The following is a 15,744-nucleotide window of genomic DNA, read 5'->3' as shown; positions in this document are numbered from 1 at the left end:
CTGAACCTTCCTTTTTTACTATTTTTGCAACCTTTTAAAAAAATATAATACCGTAATGGCTTATTCAAACAACGATTTAGCGCGCTTCTTAGATGCGCAAAACAAACTTTATCTTACTGCTCTTTCTGAAATCGGAAAGGGGAAAAAAGAGACGCATTGGATGTGGTTTATTTTTCCTCAAATTAAAGGATTGGGTAAAAGTGATACTGCAAATCTTTATGCCATTAATGATTTAAAAGAAGCTACAGATTATTTGGAGCATCCTATTTTAGGAAAACATTTGATTGAAATTTCAGAGTTATTATTAACCTTTAAGATGAAATCGGCTGATGGAATTTTTGGTGACTTAGATGCACGAAAATTACGTTCTTGCATGACTTTATTTTCATTGGTAGAAAATGCAAATCCGATATTTCAGGAAATTTTGGAGGCTTTCTTCTCTGGAGAAACCGATCCGCTTACTTTGTCTATTATTAATTCAACTATAAAATCTGTTGATGAGCCGGTTGAAATATAACTAGAGTTTACAACGATTATTTACATTTAAAAGACACTACTTATAGTGTCTTTTTTTTGTTTATGGCTATACTATTCACTAAAACCAATATCATAAACTGTTTATTTAAAAGTAATTAATCTTAACTTGCATAAAGTTAACCTCAAATCTAAACCAAATCATGACCGAAAAAATCAAAGCTTTACAAATTATCCATCTCGCCATTTGTGCAGGAACCATCATCGCTTATTACATTATTGGAGATCTTTCACTTGAAACGCTACATGTACCTGTTATTGATACAGCTTCAATAATATATCTTGCTATTCCGATTCTAGCAATTGTTTTAAGCAGTATATTATTTAAAACACAATTAAAGCAGATTGACCCAAAATTAAAACTCGAAGATAAAATGCTTATATATCAAGCTGCCTCTATTATGCGATGGGCGGTTCTTGAAGGCGCCGCTTTTTTGATTTTAATTTTAAAACCCGATTTTATATTATTTGGAATTCTGATATTAGTTTATCTGATATTTCTCAGACCTACCACAGAGAGAATTGACAATGATTTATCGAATACAAACAATTAAAAAAACAAAAAGTGCCTTGCAATAAAAGGCACTTTTTTATAGATAAAATTTGAAATTTTTGAATCTATTCTTCTTTCGGTTTCGTTAAGTAATAAACTGGAATTCCAGTTAACATAATCAACACTCCCCAGCCGCAGGTTGAGAATTTTGTAATTAGTAACGCAATACAAATTGCCGACGCTACAACAATATATAGCATTGGTAAAAATGGATATCCAAATGCTTTATAAGGTCTTTCTGCATCTGGCATCTTTTTTCTTAGAATAAAAATTCCGTAGATGGTCAGAATATAAAAAATCAATACGATGATAATTACAAAATCAAGCAAATCACCATATTTGCCTGTCAAGCACAAAGCCGAAGCCCAAATACACTGCGCCCAAAGTGCCCAAGCAGGAACGCTCGAACTATTTAAAACAGCTGCTTTTTTGAAAAACAAACCATCTTTTGCCATCGTATAATATACTCTCGCACCAGCCATAATTAATCCGTTGTTGCACGCAAAAGTCGAAATCATAATCATAATTGCGATAATCAACGCTCCGACATTTCCAAAAATATAATCTGAAGCCACAACTGCAACACGATCAAACTTTGCTGTTGCTATTTCATCAAACGGAACTACGGCCAAATACATAAGATTTGTTACAACATATAGAGAGGTTACAATAAAAGTTCCTAGAAAAAGACTAAGACCTACATTTCGTTTAGGATTTTTAATTTCACCAGCGATAAAAGTCACACCGTTCCAAGCATCACTAGAAAATAAAGATCCAACCATTGCTGCTGAAATTCCAGAAATTAAGGCTGTTCCACTAATTGGCAACCATGATCCGCTTTCTTTGTCAAATGTTCTTGTGCTCCATCCGTCTGCCCAGTTTGCATCCCAAACAGAAGCTTTCGCAGCAAGGGTTAATCCGAAAACGACTAATCCAAGAAGCGATAAAATTTTAATTATCGTTAAAACGGTTTGCAGAATTTTTCCATTTTTCACTCCTCGACTATTGATAAAAGTTAGAATGATAATAGTTAAAATCGAAACTAGCTGAGCTGCATTCAGTTTAAAAGCTCCCAGTTCGTAAAGAATATTCTCATCACTCAAAGGTTCATACAAATAAGCTGCAAATTTAGAAAAAGCCACTCCTACTGCCGCAATAGTTCCAGTCTGAATAACTGCGAAAAAACTCCAGCCGTACAAAAAGGCAATTAGTTTATTATAGGCTTCTTTCAAGTAAACATATTGTCCACCAGCTTTTGGAAACATCGCACTCAATTCGCCATAGCTAACTGCTGCTACAACGGTAATAAATCCAGACAAAAGCCAGATTAGTGTAAGCCATCCTGCCGAGCCTACTTGTCGGGCAATATCGGCACTTACAATAAATATTCCGGATCCAATCATAGAGCCAACCACAAGCATGGTTCCGTCTAAGAGTCCGAGTTCTCTTTTAAAATGTTCTTGGTCGTTTTCTTGCATTTTTATTGGTTTAGGTTGGCTAAAGATATACTTTTTTCTGAAATCTTAATCTTTAAATTATAAATTCCATAAATTCTTAAAAAAGACCATATTTATCAAGATTTAACCCTAATCTTTATTAAAATCTTTTGGGCGTATACTTTTGGGTCGGACTATTCACTTTATCTTTTATGGTTCCTGATAGCTATCGGATTGCTACAAAAGGATGCTGTTGTCATCCCTAAAGCAAACAAAAAGTGCATTCAAAAACGATATATAAATCAACATTAGTAATTCCAACTTTTATATATTTGATTTCTACGAATTGCCTAATGAAAATAAAGAATTTGGAAAGAATGGAAGAAATAATCAATAAAATTGCTCAAGACAAAATGGATTTCAATATTGGTTTAGAACTATTATTGGATAAGAATAGTTTTGACAAGATTTTTGAAACACTTCAAGTTTACATTTTAAATTCTATTCCAAATAAAACTGATTATAATTCAGAAACTTATCAAAGAGCAATAAATAGTATTCCCCTAAAACCAACTTGCACGCCAATTGTAATTTTAAAAAGTTTCTCGACCAAAATTGCTTTCAATAAATTGGCTTCCTTGCCCGAAAATGAAAATAAAAAAGTAATAACCTCTTTACTTTGGATTTTTAAAATTACAGATACAGAAAGAAGAAATACAGAATGCAAAAACGGCTGCGGTCATTTTTGGCATGAATTAGAATAACTTTAAATGAGTTTTTCAATTTTAATTGTAAAACAACAGAATAATCTTTTTCCTTGGTTTTGAAGCATTAGAAATTTTCTTTAATTTTAAAAGAAAAAGAAAATCATGACCTGGGATCCGAAAAAATATAATGAGTTTAAAGAAGAACGTTCTAAACCTTTTGACGATCTAACAAGTCATATTATTGATAAACCCAATTTGAAAGTTATAGATCTCGGATGCGGAACGGGTGAACTTACTCAAAAATTGCATCAAAAACTAACCAATCCAACTGTTCTTGGTATTGATAATTCTGTCGAAATGCTGGCAAAAGCTCCAGTGCAAGAAAATCTTGAATTTAAAGAAAAAACGATTTTAGAACAAATCAACGACGAAACCAAATGGGATTTGATCTTTTCAAATGCGGCCTTACAATGGATTGATAATCATAATGAACTTTTTCCTCAAATTATCTCCCGAATAAATCCAGGCGGACAATTGGCAGTTCAGATGCCACAGCAAAATGAAAACATCTTGAATAAAATACTTTTACAGCTTGTTCAAGAAGAACCTTTTGCTACGTATCTCAAAGATTGGACACGCCCTTCTCCAATATTGACTTTAGATGATTACGCTAAAATTCTATTCGAAAATGGCGGTACCGATTTGGTTCTCTACGAGAAAGTTTATCCCTTAATTTCTAGTCAAAAGGACGATTTTTTTGACTTTATTTCCGGTTCGGCATTAACTGTTTATCAAGAAAGATTAAAGGAGCTGGAATTTGCAGCATTAACAGCTGAATTCAAAAAAAGAATAGATGCCTATTTTCCTGTCGTTCCATCTATTTACGCATTTAAAAGACTGATTATTTACGCTAAATTTTAATCATACAATCTAAACAAATTCATTACCAATCTTTAAACAAAAACGAGATTTACTGTTTTTTACATAGCGCCTTTTTTTATTGCTTTTTTATCTTCAAAATTGAAGTTAAAACTCTCTTTGTTTAGTTCAAAAACTGCTAAAATCTTGTCTTAATAAACAAAACATACTAATAACCAAATAATTAAACAAAACTAAACAAAATAGAAATATTTTTGTTTCAAGATGGCTTTTTACATAAAAATCATAAGATAAATTTTATTATATTTGAGATAATCATTTTAAAAGCATCTACAAACAGGAAAATACATTAACAAGTGTTTAATATTTAAAAAATAAATAATTGTCCCATTTTTTTATTTTTTTTGACAAAAACATGCAAAAGGCACTTTATTATCAACCTACTAATTTTAAGATTATGTCTAAACTGCAAGCTTTAAAAAACTTTCGTTTTCCAAATGTTTTTATCCTTATTTTAATCGTTTTTATTTCCTGTGCATTATTAATCTGCATCAACTTTTTTACCATTAAAATTTTATCTGCTAATAGAGCTTATGTCAACGGAGAATCGCATTATTCAAAAGGACAAAAAGATGCATCTAGACATTTAATCACTTATTTATTTACTAAAAATCATGCGCAATGGAAATTGTATCTTGAAGAATTAAAAGTGCCTCAAGGAGATGGCATTGCAAGAATTACACTTTTGAAAGCTGGAGATAATAAGATTGCAAGAAAGGGATTTCTGATTGGGAGAAATAACGAAGATGATCTTGATGACATTATCTGGTTATTTGACAACTTTAAAGATGTAAGTTTTTTATCTAAAGCGATCAAAGAATGGGGAAAAGGAGATAAATTAATTTTTGACTTATTTGTTATCGGACAGCAGATCAATGCCAAAATAGAGCGCAATTTATTAAACCCAGAAGATGAAAAAAAATACTTAAACGAAATTAGTACAATAAGTGACCAATTAACCATTAATCAGCGTAATTTCTCAAATACACTTGGCGAAGGAACTCGAAAAATAAAAGATCTACTCATTATTACAAACATCTTTTTCATTCTAATTATAATCTGCAGTGTTTGTTTGTATTATTCGATAATGGTCAAAAGGTTATTGATTTCAAAAAAAGAAACAGAAGTAAAAAATGAAAATCTTATTATAGTAAATCGCGAATTAGACCGATTTGTTTACAGTGCTTCGCACGACTTGAGATCTCCCATTACTTCATTAAAAGGCCTTATTGAAATAACTGCACTAGAAGACGATGTAGAACAAGTTCGAGATTATTTACAAATGATGCATCAAAGTCTTGCCAGACAAGATCAATTTATTAGCGACATTATTGATTATTCTAAAAACAAAAGAAAAGAAATAATAATGGAACCGGTAAGTCTTAAAGAGTTATGCAATGAAGCTATCCTGCAATTAATGCATATTGAAAATGCTAACAGGATTAAATTCACACAAGAACACTTAGTAGACCAAATTGAAAGCGATGGTCTTCGTTTAAAAATCATTATTAACAACCTCCTTTCAAATGCTATAAAATATGCAGATTGCAGCAAGCAAGAAATGTTTATTACCATAAGAACTTATTTTAGCGAAGGCTTAAATAAAATTGAAGTATCCGATAATGGAATCGGGATTCATGACGATCATAAAGCTAATATTTTTGACATGTATTTTGGAACTAACAAAAATAAAGGTTCCGGATTAGGCTTGTATATCGTAAAAGAAGCAGTTGAAAATATTAGAGGAGACATTTCCGTTTTTTCTGAAAGCAGAGTTGGAAGTAAATTTATAGTAACAATACCAAATTCATATGCCGTATAGATCTCAATTTGTAATTATAGAAGACAATCTGATTGATCAATTTGTCACTAAAAAACTGCTTAAAAAAGGGCTAGACATTAATCCTGTTTATATAGCCAATAATGGAAAAGAAGGAATGAACTGGTTACTAAAAAATCAGAATCAAAATCCATTAATTATCCTTTTAGACATTCAGATGCCTATTATGGACGGATTTGAATTTTTGAAAGAATTTGACCGGCTGCCAGAAGATATAAAACAAAATATTGAAATTTTTGTGCTTTCTTCGACCTTAGATAGTGATGAAATCAAGAAAGTAAAAGAAAATAAGTACGTCACTGATTTCTGGAATAAACCTTTTAGATTAGAAATATTGAAAAGTGTATTTCTAGAAGCTTAATTCAAAACGCGGTTTACTTGAGAAAATGTTCTTGTGTAATATGGTTCTTTTGTTGAAGAAATCATCACACCGCCGTGAGTAGATGAATGCACAAATTTAATTTCACCATCAACATTTTCAACAACCATACCTACGTGATTTATATGACGTCTACCATTGGTTCTAAAGAAAATTAAATCGCCTTTTTGCGCTTCGTCTGAAGTTACTTTTGTTCCTATTCTAGATTGCTCTATTGAACTTCTAGGAAGTTTAATATCAAAATTACCGAAAGTACAAAACATTAATCCTGAACAGTCAAACCCTGCTTTTGTTGTTCCGCCTGATCTATATCTCGTGCCTATATTTTCTGTTGCACTTGCGATAAGCTGATCAATTAACACCGAATAATTTCCTGTTCTCACAAGAGTTGAATCTCTTTTTATTTCCTGATTTGCAGTTGTTTCTGCTATTTGACTAGAAGAAACGTCAGTTTGCACGTTGGTCTCTTGCACTGTTTTTGCGGCTTGAATTGCATCTGCTTTTTCTTTTGGAATGCGAATTTTCAACAAATATCCAACAGGGACTTTACCTTTAATTGAAGGATTCTGGCGTTCTAACTCTGCAACTGTAATACCATATTCTTTAGAAATGCCATATTTCGTTTCTTTTGACTTCACTTCCCTAATAAGCTCTACATCTGTCGATACTACTTCAGCATTAGTTTCGATTGGTTTTTCATTTACTAAAGCTACATCCGAAGGAATAATAATCTGCTGTCCAATTTTCAGTCCTTCTGTTTCCAAAAGTGGATTTGCTTTCTTTAAATCATCAACAGAGACATTATATTTTTTAGAAATTCCCCAAAGTGTTTCTTTGGAAGCTACTTCATGAGTGCCAGAAGTATTAGAAGAGTTATTATTTACTGCAACTTCAATATTGTTAGTCTTTACTTTTGCAGTGGTTTTATTTTTATTCGGGATTAAAAGGGTTGAATTTAGTTTTAATATTTTAGGAGCATTGGGGTTTGCGTCTGCGATGTCTTTTACTTTTACTCCATATTTTTTAGCAACAACAGAAAGGTTATCTCCTTGTGAAATTTTGTGCTTAATAAAATTATCCTGCGCCAAAGCTCCTACACTGAAAAAAAACAATACTATTATTAACCTGTAAACCATACTCCTTATTTAAAAGTTTTTACCCTTTTTTTAATGTTATACCATAATTTGAACTCAAAAAAGACAAATATATTGCCTAAAAAGCGAATTTAACTTTTTAATGTAAAAAAACCTGTGTTTTTAACAATTATTTTACCTCGAATTAACAGTCTCTGCATAAAAATTAATCCAACTTTTTGAAAGGCAGTTTTTTACAAAACATATATTTTTTTATTAAATTTAACCTAATAAAAAACCTAGATATTTTGAAAAATCTATTCTATCTCATCATTTTCTTTCCTTTTATTACAAATGCGCAAATTATAAAGGGAATGGTACTCTCTAAAAAAAACAAAACAGCTTTAGAAGACACTAACATTACCAGCATATCAGGAAGTTTTGGAACTTTAACGAATAGCAATGGCGAATTTACCTTAAAATTGCCCTCTAATTTCAAAGATCAAGATAGTTTACAATTTTCGCATATTGGATTTATTACCACAAAAATTGCTTTAAGTGACTTAAAAAAAGTAGACTTCAAAATTTTTCTTCAAGAAACTATAGAAAATTTAAAAGGCTTAGTTATTACTAAAAATCGCAAATTAAGATTAAAATCTAAACTGAACACAACCAAATTAGCTCCTTTACAATATAGAATTACCTCTTTTGGATCAATTTTACAAGACAGCAAAATCTATATTATAGGCGGAGATGCAAGCTATAAAACAGATCCTTGGGAAAAAGTCAAACGAGAACGTCCAGATTTTACCCTGAAAGATTACCTCCGAGAAATTCGTAATAACCCAAATTATTTCTCTTATAAAGGAAGATTACTGGTATACGACATACAAAATAATTCTTGGGAAGAATCAAATCTACAATTCAAAAAAAGAGCCTATCATAATCTTAATTATTACAACGGTAAAATCTATATTTTAGGCGGAAAAAAAATTTCTGATAATGGAATTTTTGAATACCTACAAAATGAGATTGAGGTATTTGACACTAAAAAGCAAAGTATTACAATTGATAAAACAAATCCGCATCAAGCATCTAATGCTGCGGCATTTACCTACAATGACAATATAATTGTAATTGGAGGCTCAATAAAAATGAATGATAAAGACAAAAAGACATTTACAAATAAAGTACACCAATACAATATCACTTCTGGCTATTGGTATGAGCTTGCAAGTATGCCAGTAGCTAAAGAAACTTCGGGCGTTCTAATAGCTGATAAAATTTATTTAATTGGAGGAAACAATGACACCCCTTTATCTCAAATTGAAACCTTTGATCTAAAAACTGAAAAATGGCAGACTGAAGGAGAATTATTTACAGGATTAGAAAGACCAGCTGTAACCTTTCATGAAAATATAATTTATTTCTTTGAAAACAATCAGGTATATCTTTATGATATTAAAACAAAACAATTAAAGGAATATCTGGTTGATATTCAATTAAAAGGTTCTAGCATGCATTATTACAACAACAAATTATACATACTTGGCGGAACTCTTCAAGATGACTTCTCAAACACTCCTTCTCAAAATATTTACAGCATTGACATAGAAGAATTTGACAAAACACAACTCAATCACATCAAAGTTTTATCATCTGGCTTGAGCTTATCTACCGCAAACTAGTAAACCAAATTAATTATAATAAAAAATGCCCTGTAAAAACAGGGCATTTTTTATTATATAAATCTAAAAATTAAGCTTTTCCAGCTGCAATTAAGTTTAATGCAGAACCTGCAACAAACCATCCAATTTGCCCTTCATTATAGGTATGGTTAGCCAAAATAATATCTTTGGTGCCATCTGCGTGAACAAATTCTAATGTCAATGGCTTTCCTGGAGCAAATTCTGTTAAATCTAAGAAGTTAATAGTATCATCCTCTTGGATTTTATCATAATCAGCTTCGTTTGCAAATGTCAATCCTAAAAGACCTTGCTTTTTAAGGTTTGTTTCGTGGATACGCGCAAAAGATTTTACCAATACTGCTTTAACTCCTAAGAAACGAGGTTCCATTGCCGCATGTTCACGAGAAGAACCTTCTCCGTAGTTATGATCTCCAACTACGATAGACGGAACTCCAGCAGCTTTATACGCACGAGCAACCGCAGGAACAGCATCATATTGACCTGTCAATTGATTTTTAACTGAGTTTGTTTTTTGATTATAAGCATTTACCGCACCAATTAGCATATTATTAGAAATATTATCTAAATGTCCGCGGAAGCGCAACCATGGTCCAGCCATAGAAATATGATCGGTTGTACATTTTCCGAATGCTTTAATTAATAATTTAGCACCTGTGATGTTTTTACCATCCCACGCATCAAACGGAGCTAATAGCTGCAATCGCTCAGATGTTGGATTGACCACAACTTGCACATTTGAACCATCTGCTGCTGGAGCCTGAAATCCTGGATCTTCGGCGTAGAAACCTTTAGAAGGAAGCTCGTCTCCTGTTGGAGCATCAAGCATAACTTCTTCGCCATCTTCATTGATTAATGTATCTGTTAATGGATTAAAGCCTAAATCACCAGCAATCGCCATCGCTGTTACCAACTCTGGAGAACCTACAAAAGCTAATGTATTTGGATTACCATCTGCACGTTTTGAGAAGTTACGGTTAAAAGAGTGAACAATTGTATTTCTTTCTTCTTTTTCTGCCCCTTCTCTATCCCACATACCAATACATGGCCCGCAGGCATTAGCAAAAACAGTTGCACCAATTTTATGGAACGTATCAATAAATCCGTCTCTTTCAATAGTCGAACGAACTACTTCAGAACCTGGAGTAATAGTAAACTCGGCTTTTGTCTTTAAGTTTTTATCTGCAACCTGTCTAGCCAAAGAAGCTGCACGAGAAATATCTTCGTAAGAAGAGTTTGTACAAGACCCTATTAAACCAACTTGAATTTGTAATGGCCAGTTATTTTTGATTGCTTCTTCTTTCATTTTAGAAATTGGAGTAGCCAAATCTGGGGTAAAAGGTCCATTTAAATGCGGCTCTAATTTAGACAAATCAATTTCGATAACCTGATCGAAATATTTTTCAGGGTTTGCGTAAACTTCTGGATCTCCTGTTAAATATGGAGCAATTTTATCTGCAGCATCAGCAACATCGGCTCTATTTGTAGAACGCAGGTAACGCCCCATAGAAGCATCATATCCAAAAGTAGATGTTGTAGCTCCAATTTCGGCTCCCATATTACAAATAGTCCCTTTACCTGTACAAGACATAGAAGTTGCACCTTCTCCAAAATACTCGACTATAGCACCAGTTCCTCCTTTTACAGTCAAAATACCAGCCACCTTAAGAATAACGTCTTTTGGCGCTGTCCATCCTGATAATTTCCCTGTTAATTTAACTCCGATAAGTTTAGGAAATTTAAGTTCCCAAGCCATTCCAGACATAACATCTACAGCATCTGCTCCACCAACACCAATAGCCACCATACCTAAACCACCTGCATTTACAGTATGAGAATCGGTACCAATCATCATTCCGCCAGGGAAAGCATAATTTTCAAGTACCACTTGGTGAATAATTCCAGCTCCTGGCTTCCAAAAACCTATTCCGTATTTATTAGAAACAGAAGATAAGAAGTCGAAAACCTCGTTGCTTTGTGTTTTTGCTCTAGCCAAATCGGTTGCAGCATCTACTTTTGCCTGAATCAAGTGGTCACAGTGTACCGTTGTTGGTACTGCCACTTTAGATTTTCCTGCATGCATAAACTGCAACAATGCCATTTGTGCCGTTGCATCTTGACACGCCACACGATCTGGTGCGAAATCAACATAATCAACTCCTCTGCCAAACGCCTTTGTCGGATTTCCATCCCAAAGGTGGTTGTATAAAATTTTCTCTGTCAAAGTAAGTGGACGTCCAACAATCTCTCGTGCTTTATCAACACGATTTGGCATGTTTTCGTACACTTTTTTAATCATTTCGATATCAAAAGCCATAAGTTCTATATTATTTTTTGTTTTTTTTATTTTATTTTGAACATGACAAGTTACAAAAAATAGGAGAGTTAAAAAAGAAAAAGCCCGAGTTTATCGCTCGGGCTTTTGATATATTAATAATCGTAAGATTACATTACTAACGATTTATTAGAAGGTGCAAACTTAGTCAAGTTAATACCTTTAACCGCAGTTGTATATTCTGCTAATGTTGGGGTTCTACCCAAAATTGTAGACAAAACTACAACTGGTGTAGAAGAAAGCAATGACTCTCCTTTTTTACCTTCTTTGTCTTCTACAACTCTACCTTGGAATAGACGAGTTGAAGTTGCCATTACAGTATCTCCTTTAGCTGCTTTTTCTTGGTTACCCATACAAAGGTTACATCCTGGACGCTCTAAATACAACATGTTTTCGTATTCTGTACGCGCAGCACCTTTTGGAGCATTATCGTCGAATTCGAAACCTGAATATCTTTGTAGAACTTCCCAGTCACCTTCTGCTTTCAACTCATCAACAATGTTATAAGTTGGAGGAGCAACTACAAGAGGAGCATTAAATTCCACTTTTCCTGTTTGTGCTTCTACGTTTTTCAACATTTGAGCAAGGATTTTCATATCTCCTTTGTGAACCATACAAGATCCGATAAATCCAAGATCTACTTTTTTCTCTCCACCGTAAAAAGATAATGGTCTAATTGTATCGTGAGTATAACGTTTAGAAACATCAGCATTATTTACGTCTGGATCGGCGATCATTGGCTCAGCAATTTGATCCAAATCAACTACAACTTCAGCATAATATTTAGCATTTGCATCTGGAGTTAAAGCTGGTTTTTCAGCCGACTTAATTTCAGCAATTCTCTTATCAGCTTTGTTGATCAATCCTTGAAGAACGTGTTTATCGTTATCCATTCCTTTGTCGATCATGATTTGGATTCTGCCTTTAGCAATTTCCAATGATTCGATCAAAGTATCATCTTCAGAAATACAGATAGACGCTTTTGCCTTCATCTCTGCAGTCCAGTCTGTAAATGTAAAGGCTTGGTCAGCAGTTAATGTTCCAATGTGAACCTCAATGATTCTTCCTTGGAAAACATTTTCTCCTCCAAATTGGTGAAGCATTTGAGCTTGAGTAGCATGAACCACATCACGGAAGTCCATATACCCTTTCATATCACCTTTGAAAGTAACTTTTACAGATTCTGGAATTGGCATAGAAGCCTCACCAGTAGCTAATGCAAGAGCAACAGTTCCTGAGTCAGCACCAAAAGCAACACCTTTTGACATTCTTGTATGAGAGTCACCACCAATAATGATAGCCCACTCGTCAATAGTAATATCATTAAGTACTTTGTGGATTACGTCAGTCATTGAATGATAAACACCTTTTGGGTCACGAGCTGTGATCAAACCAAAATCGTTCATGAATTTCATCAATTTAGGAATATTTGCTTGCGCTTTTTTATCCCAAACTGAAGCAGTATGACATCCTGATTGGTAAGCCCCATCAACGATTGGCGAGATTACCGTCGCTGCCATAGATTCTAATTCCTGAGCAGTCATTAAACCTGTAGTATCTTGAGAACCTACAATGTTTACTTCTACACGAACGTCAGAACCAGCATGCAATACTTTTCCTGGAGCGATACCAACAGCATTTTTATTGAAGATTTTCTCAACAGCTGTAAGACCTTGTCCTTCGTGAGAAACCTCTTTTGAAGGCGCATACACTAAAGGAGCTTCAACATCTAAAACTTTCGCTGCTAATGTTTGAAGTTTTTTACCAAATACGATAGCGTAAGAACCACCTGCTTTGATAAATTCCATTTTTTGAGGAGTAAATGCTTTAGAAATGTCGATCAATTCTTGATCTCCATTATAAAGTTTTTTCTCTTTAATATTGATAGTCAAAACAGTTCCTGTAGCGACAGAATACGTTTGCTCAAGAATTGGTTCGTCGTTTTCGTTACGAATAACATTTCCTTCTGCATCAACTTTTTTAACCCAGTTTTTAAGATCTAAACCAATACCACCAGTAACATCTACAGTTGTTAGGAAAATTGGAGAAATTCCGTTTGTTCCACCAACAATTGGAGCAATATTTACGAATGGAATATAAGGACTTGCTTGTTTTCCTGTCCAAAGTGCCACGTTGTTTACACCTGACATTCTAGAAGAACCAACTCCCATTGTTCCTTTTTCAGCGATTAACATTACGCTTTTATCAGGATGTTGTGCCTGTAACGCTTTAATTTCTTGTTGCGCTTGAGGCGTAATCATACATTGTCCGTGAAGTTCACGATCTGAACGAGAGTGAGCTTGATTTCCTGGAGAAAGTAAATCTGTTGAAATATCACCTTCACCAGCAATAAAAGTAACCACTTTAATTTCGTCTGCTACTTCTGGAAGTTTTGTAAAAAACTCAGCTTGAGCATAACTTTCAAGGATTTCTTTTGCAATTGCATTATCATTTTTGAATGCCTCTACTAAACGATCTGTATCTGCTTCGTAAAGGAAAACTTGTGTTTTAAGAACATCTGCAGCTTGTTTTGCGATTGCTGCGTCATTTCCTAAAGCTAAATCTAACAATACCTCAATAGAAGGTCCACCCTTCATGTGCGATAATAATTCAAAAGCAAAAGTTGGAGTAATTTCTTTTACTATTGATTGACCTAAAATAATTTCTTTTAAAAACTTAGCTTTTTCACCTGCTGCACTTGTCGTACCTGGTAAAGTATTGTAAATAAAAAACTTAAGAGAGTCTTCGCGATATGCGTTATCAACATCTTTAATTTGAGAAATGATTTCGCTTAATAATTCAGCTCCGTCAATTGGTTTTGGGTGCAACCCTTGATTTTTTCTTTCTTCAATTTCTTGAAGGTAATCCTGATAAATATTCATAATAAAAGCGGATTTATTTTTTTGAGGCAAATTTAAGCATTAAAGACGATAATTAAAAAAAATTTAATAGAACTAGCCTTTTGAAAAATTATTATTGCTAAAAAACGATTTTCACTGCTTGTTTTTACCAAAAACTCAATTTTATATTAAAATAATGAATTATTAACATTTAAAAATCCTTTCTTTAACAAAGTCGAAATTTGATGTTATAAAGGAAGTGAGATTTTACCTCTATTTTCACAAAGAATCTTTCTAAATAAGCAATTATAACGTTATAGTTGGGATTTAAAACGTCATCTTGAAAAGCTTTTTCGAGTTTCTAAAAACAAAAAATCCTGACAATAAATTGTCAGGATTACTATAAATGCAAATTTTAGATTTTACATTAGTTTTTTAATAATTGCCTCTTCTGTTATACCTTCAGCATCTGCTTTATAATTCTTTATAATTCTATGACGAAGAATTCCTGTTGCTACTGCCTGTACATCTTCAATATCTGGCGAGAACTTACCATTAAAAGCTGCATGCGCTTTTGCTGCTAGAATTAAATTCTGTGAAGCTCTTGGCCCAGCTCCCCAATCTAAGTAATTTTTCACAAAGTCATTAGTCAAAGAATTGTCTGGACGAGTTTTACTCACCAGAGTTACGGCATATTCAATAACGTTATCTGCAACTGGAATTCTACGAATCAAGTGCTGAAAATCGATAATTTCCTGAGCATTAAATAACGGATTAATTTCTGTTTTAACATCAGAAGTTGTTCGTTTCACAACTTGAACTTCTTCTTCAAAAGTTGGGTATTCTAATTTAATAGCAAACATAAAACGGTCCAATTGCGCTTCCGGCAATGGATAAGTTCCTTCCTGTTCAATAGGGTTTTGAGTTGCCAAAACAAAATAAGGCAAATCTAATTTATGATGTTGTCCTGCAATCGTAACCGATCTTTCCTGCATAGCTTCAAGCAGAGCGGCTTGTGTTTTTGGAGGTGTTCTGTTTATCTCGTCAGCCAAAATAATATTAGAGAAAATTGGACCTTTAATGAACTTGAAATTCCTATTCTCATCCAAAATTTCGCTTCCTAAAATATCCGAAGGCATTAAATCTGGCGTAAACTGAATTCTCTTAAAATCTAGACCTAAAGCCTGAGACAGAGTATTTATCATTAAGGTTTTTGCCAAACCAGGAACTCCAATTAAAAGTGCGTGTCCCCCAGAAAATATACAAAGTAAAATTTGATCTACAACGGCATCTTGCCCTACAATGATTTTCGCTATTTCTTTTTTTAATTCGTTTCTTTTTTGAACTAAATTGTGAATTGCTGCTACGTCAGACATTTATGAATGTATTTAAAATTAAAAAG

12 protein-coding genes are annotated in these 15,744 nt (G+C 33.4%); 7 read left to right on the top strand and 5 right to left on the bottom strand.

Annotated elements, in window-relative coordinates:
- The first annotated feature begins 55 nt into the window (after positions 1–55).
- Together AC5ZCW_RS15730 and AC5ZCW_RS15725 are read left to right on the top strand one after the other, a co-directional pair.
- Positions 56–517 (top strand): DUF1810 domain-containing protein, encoded by a 462-nt coding sequence (locus AC5ZCW_RS15730; protein WP_177210625.1) that lies wholly within the window; start codon positions 56–58, stop codon positions 515–517.
- 160 nt (positions 518–677) lie between these two features.
- Entirely contained in the window at positions 678–1,088 is a 411-nt protein-coding gene (locus AC5ZCW_RS15725; protein ID WP_496120782.1) for an MFS transporter, read from the top strand.
- A gap of 64 nt (positions 1,089–1,152) precedes the next feature.
- On the opposite strand, the gene AC5ZCW_RS15720 is transcribed toward AC5ZCW_RS15725, so the two are convergent.
- A complete protein-coding gene (locus tag AC5ZCW_RS15720; protein ID WP_281631401.1) occupies positions 1,153–2,565 on the bottom strand; it encodes an APC family permease in 1,413 nt (470 codons plus the stop codon).
- Between the two features lie 335 nt (positions 2,566–2,900).
- Between AC5ZCW_RS15720 and AC5ZCW_RS15715 the strand changes: the two genes are divergently transcribed.
- The 4 genes from AC5ZCW_RS15715 (at position 2,901) to AC5ZCW_RS15700 (ending at position 6,370) form a co-directional block, all read left to right on the top strand.
- Positions 2,901–3,287 carry a DUF5958 family protein gene (locus AC5ZCW_RS15715; protein WP_496120781.1) on the top strand — a complete coding sequence of 129 codons (387 nt, stop codon included), beginning with the start codon at positions 2,901–2,903 and terminating at the stop codon, positions 3,285–3,287.
- Between the two features lie 105 nt (positions 3,288–3,392).
- Positions 3,393–4,151, top strand: a complete 759-nt coding sequence (locus AC5ZCW_RS15710; RefSeq protein ID WP_496120780.1) for a methyltransferase domain-containing protein — start codon at positions 3,393–3,395, stop codon at positions 4,149–4,151.
- A 415-nt stretch (positions 4,152–4,566) separates the two neighbouring features.
- Positions 4,567–5,991 (top strand): sensor histidine kinase, encoded by a 1,425-nt coding sequence (locus AC5ZCW_RS15705; RefSeq protein WP_496120779.1) that lies wholly within the window; start codon positions 4,567–4,569, stop codon positions 5,989–5,991.
- Positions 5,981–6,370, top strand: coding sequence for a response regulator (locus AC5ZCW_RS15700; RefSeq protein ID WP_343542694.1), 390 nt, complete (start codon positions 5,981–5,983; stop codon positions 6,368–6,370). The genes AC5ZCW_RS15705 and AC5ZCW_RS15700 overlap by 11 nt, the downstream gene beginning before the upstream one ends.
- Here the strand turns inward: AC5ZCW_RS15700 and AC5ZCW_RS15695 are convergent.
- Entirely contained in the window at positions 6,367–7,524 is a 1,158-nt protein-coding gene (locus AC5ZCW_RS15695) for a C40 family peptidase (RefSeq protein ID WP_496120778.1), read from the bottom strand. The two genes, AC5ZCW_RS15700 and AC5ZCW_RS15695, sit on opposite strands and share 4 nt — an antisense overlap.
- Positions 7,525–7,769: 245 nt before the next feature.
- Between AC5ZCW_RS15695 and AC5ZCW_RS15690 the strand changes: the two genes are divergently transcribed.
- Positions 7,770–9,149 (top strand): Kelch repeat-containing protein, encoded by a 1,380-nt coding sequence (locus AC5ZCW_RS15690; RefSeq protein WP_496120777.1) that lies wholly within the window; start codon positions 7,770–7,772, stop codon positions 9,147–9,149.
- A gap of 70 nt (positions 9,150–9,219) precedes the next feature.
- On the opposite strand, the gene AC5ZCW_RS15685 is transcribed toward AC5ZCW_RS15690, so the two are convergent.
- The 3 genes from AC5ZCW_RS15685 to AC5ZCW_RS15675 form a co-directional block, all read right to left on the bottom strand.
- On the bottom strand, positions 9,220–11,484 hold the full coding sequence (locus AC5ZCW_RS15685) for an aconitate hydratase (RefSeq protein ID WP_177210632.1): 2,265 nt from the start codon (positions 11,482–11,484) through the stop codon (positions 9,220–9,222).
- 128 nt (positions 11,485–11,612) lie between these two features.
- Positions 11,613–14,384, bottom strand: a complete 2,772-nt coding sequence (locus AC5ZCW_RS15680) for a bifunctional aconitate hydratase 2/2-methylisocitrate dehydratase (RefSeq protein ID WP_496120776.1) — start codon at positions 14,382–14,384, stop codon at positions 11,613–11,615.
- Positions 14,385–14,764: 380 nt separating this feature from the next.
- Complete coding sequence (locus AC5ZCW_RS15675; RefSeq protein WP_496120775.1) at positions 14,765–15,718, bottom strand: AAA family ATPase; 954 nt, start codon at positions 15,716–15,718, stop codon at positions 14,765–14,767.
- Positions 15,719–15,744 lie beyond the last annotated feature (26 nt).

This window comes from Flavobacterium sp. PLA-DH12 (genome assembly GCF_059511845.1).
This window is presented reverse-complemented; position numbering and strand designations above follow the sequence as displayed.